The 2,918-nt window shown below is 67.8% G+C and carries 2 protein-coding genes; one reads left to right on the top strand and one right to left on the bottom strand.

The window, feature by feature from the left end:
- Positions 1–4 precede the first annotated feature (4 nt).
- Positions 5–1,348, bottom strand: a complete 1,344-nt coding sequence (locus tag DMX10_RS32120; RefSeq protein WP_111264882.1) for an MFS transporter — start codon at positions 1,346–1,348, stop codon at positions 5–7.
- Positions 1,349–1,672: 324 nt separating this feature from the next.
- Here DMX10_RS32120 and DMX10_RS32110 point away from each other — a divergent pair, with 324 nt between their 5' ends.
- Positions 1,673–2,656 (top strand): AraC family transcriptional regulator, encoded by a 984-nt coding sequence (locus DMX10_RS32110; RefSeq protein WP_111264880.1) that lies wholly within the window; start codon positions 1,673–1,675, stop codon positions 2,654–2,656.
- Positions 2,657–2,918: the final 262 nt, after the last annotated feature.

Genomic DNA, 2,918 nt, shown 5'->3' with positions numbered 1-2,918 from the left:
GGCGTCAGGCGATCCCTTCGCGCGCGAGGCTGCGGCGGAAGTGCCCGCAGCCCTTGCCCAGCAGGGCCAGGGTCAGCACCACGGCAGCCAGGTTGAGCAGGGAGACCGAGTGGCCGACCAGCGCCGGCGACTGGAACAGGCGGTCGGTGAGCAGCGCCACCAGGGTGGTGCCCAGGCCCAGGCCGATGAGGTTGGAGATGAGCAGGAACAGCGCCGAGACCTGGGCGCGCATCTGGTTGGGCGGGAGGATCTGCATGGCCGCGGTGGAGGCGGGCATGGGGAAGGAGGCGAAGAACATCGCCGGCACCAGCAGCGCCAGGGACAGCCACAGCTCGCCCACCTGGGTGAACAGCACCGCCGGCAGGGCCATGCCGATGGCGCCTATCACCCCGGCACGCATCGGTGCATCGCTGTAGCCGCGCTTGGCCAGCCAGTCGATCAGCCAGCCGCCGCAGAGCACGCCGCTGGTGTTGGCCAGCAGCACGATCAGCCCGAGGATGTAGCCGGCCTGGCTCGGCGCCAGGCCGAAGCTGCGCATGTAGAAGGCCGGGGTCCAGCTGAGCATGCAGAACAGCGTCATGGCGTAGAAGGAGAAGCCCAGGTAGTGGCAGGTGAAGGTCTGCCGGTGGCGCCCGAGGAAGGCGAAGGCCTGGCCCAGGCTGGGCTTGTGCACCTGGCCGTTGGCATCGAGCTTGAGGCCCTTGCGCGCCGGGTCGCGCACCGTGGCGGCGATCAAGAGGGCGACCAGCAGCCCCGGCAGGCCGACCAGGAAGAAGGTCACCTGCCAGGGGCGCATGCTGCCCACCAGCGGCACCGTCACGCTGTCGAGGTTCTTCAGCAGGTCGATCACGTAGCCGCCGATGAGAAAGGCCACGCCGCCACCGATGAAGGAGCCGATGGAGTAGATGGCCACGGCGCGGCCGAGCTTCTCGCGCGGGAACATGTCGCTGAGCATCGAGTAGGTGGCCGGCGACAGCGCCGCCTCGCCGATGCCGACGCCGATACGCGCGAGGAACATCTGGGTGAAGTTCCTGCTCAGCCCGCACACGGCGGTGGCCAGGCTCCAGAAGGCGACGCCGATGGCGATGATCCTGGGCCGCGAGAAACGGTCGGCGAGCAGCGCGATGGGCATGCCCATGAAGGCGTAGAACAGCGAGAAGGCCAGCCCGTGCAGCAGGCTGAACTGGGTGTCGGAGAGCTGCAGGTCGTGTTTGATCGGCTCGATCATCAGCGCGAGGATCTGCCGGTCAACGAAGGAGAAGATGTAGGCCACCATGCAGATGGCGACCACGTACCACTCGTAGGCGTAGCGTTTGCGGGTGAGGTCGGTGGGTGTCTGGCTGGTCATTCGGTTCGGCCCCTCGAGGCGGTGGTGATGAGGTCTGCGGCAGCGTGGGAGGGAGCGGGGTAGTTCGGTGACGGCTGCGTTACCGATGTGCCTCGCCCTGGTGCGCCCTTTGTTGTTTTCATGCATCGCCAACTGGCAGGACCCGCTGTCGGCGAGCCCCGCCCTGTCTTTTTATGCCCTTGGCCCCCGGGGCTCTATGCGCCAGGCGCAGCCGCTGTTCCGGCTGCGCAGATTTGCTTTGCGTGGCGTGGAAATTGCTTTCCTTTTCCACTAATTCTGCGGTGCATGCAGTGGGCGTGCCGCACTGATCACGGGGCCGCCACCATGCTCGACGATGCATCCCTCCTGCAGCGCCATCGCCTGCTGAACCCCGCCGCCGGTATCGGCGAGATCCGCGACAAGGTCAGCCACTACCTGTGGCCGCACCGGATGAACCTGCCCCGTGCGGATGCCCTGCATTCGGCGCTCTATGGCGTGTTCTTCGGCAGCTCGGCGCTGTTCGACCTGCACTACGGCGCGGAGGTGGAGATCGATGCCGGCGATATCGCCAGCTACTACCTGATCCGCATCACCCTGCAGGGCACCGGCACCGTGACCCTGGGCGCGCAAAGCGCGGCCATGCGCCGGGGCAGCCTGACCATTTCCTCGCCCTCCGAGCGCAGCCTGATCCGCATCGGCAAGGAGTGCCGCAACCTGATCCTGCGGGTGGAGCGCGACGCCCTGGAGCGCCAGTTGCAGCGCCTGCTGGAGCGGCCGCTGAAACAGCCGCTGCTGTTCGACATCCAGGTGGCGGCGGGGCACCCGGGCATGGCGGCGGTGCGCGAGACGCTGGAGTACATCTGCCGCCTGCACCAGGGGCCGATGGTCGAGGACCTGGCGCCGACCCTGGGCAGCGGGCTGTCGGACTACCTGCTGTCGGTGCTGCTCACCCAGCTGCCGCACACCTACTCCGAGGCGCTGCGCGAGGACCGCCGCCAGCCCATGCCCTTCCATGTGCGCAAGGCCCGCGACTACATCGAAAGCCACCTCGACGAGCCCATCGCCCTGGCCACCCTGGCCGAGCTTTCCGGGGTCTCCATCCGCACCCTGCAGAACGGCTTCGCCCACTTCCTCAGGCAGACCCCCACCGACTACATGCGCAGCCGCCGCCTGGCGCGGGTGCATGAGGCGTTGCAGCAGGCGCGAGCGCAGGACAGCGTCACCGACATCCTCCTGCGCCATGGCGTCAGCAGCTTCGGCCACTTCGCCACCCACTACCGCCGCCAGTACGGTTGCCTGCCGTCGGAGACCCTGCGCGGCGGCCGCTGAGCGGCGCGGCGCACCCTGCATCCGTGCCTTCCCCGTTCGAACCCTGCCGGTAGCCCGGGCTTCAGCCCGGGAACGCCTCCGCGCCAACTCCCGGGCTACGGTGCAGAGCTGGCCTCGTGCCGTAGGGTGTGCCGTGTGTTCAGCCGGGGGACATAGGTGACAGGTGTCGGGAGACATAGGTAACGCATTTAGGCTTACGGGATCCTTCGAAGAGGAGTTCGAGCGATGCCGTGGCAGGAGTGCACCACCATGTCGATACGAC

Source organism: Pseudomonas sp. 57B-090624 (assembly GCF_003234055.1).
GTDB lineage: Bacteria > Pseudomonadota > Gammaproteobacteria > Pseudomonadales > Pseudomonadaceae > Metapseudomonas > Metapseudomonas tohonis.
The sequence above is the reverse complement of the archived record's forward strand: the minus strand, read 5'-3'. Positions and strand labels throughout refer to the sequence as shown.

Coding starts and splice junctions, on each gene's coding strand:
- DMX10_RS32110 (WP_111264880.1), top strand. CDS start 1,673: ATGCTCGACGATGCATCCCTCCTGCAGCGCCATCGCCTGCTGAACCCC.
- DMX10_RS32120 (WP_111264882.1), bottom strand. CDS start 1,348: ATGACCAGCCAGACACCCACCGACCTCACCCGCAAACGCTACGCCTAC.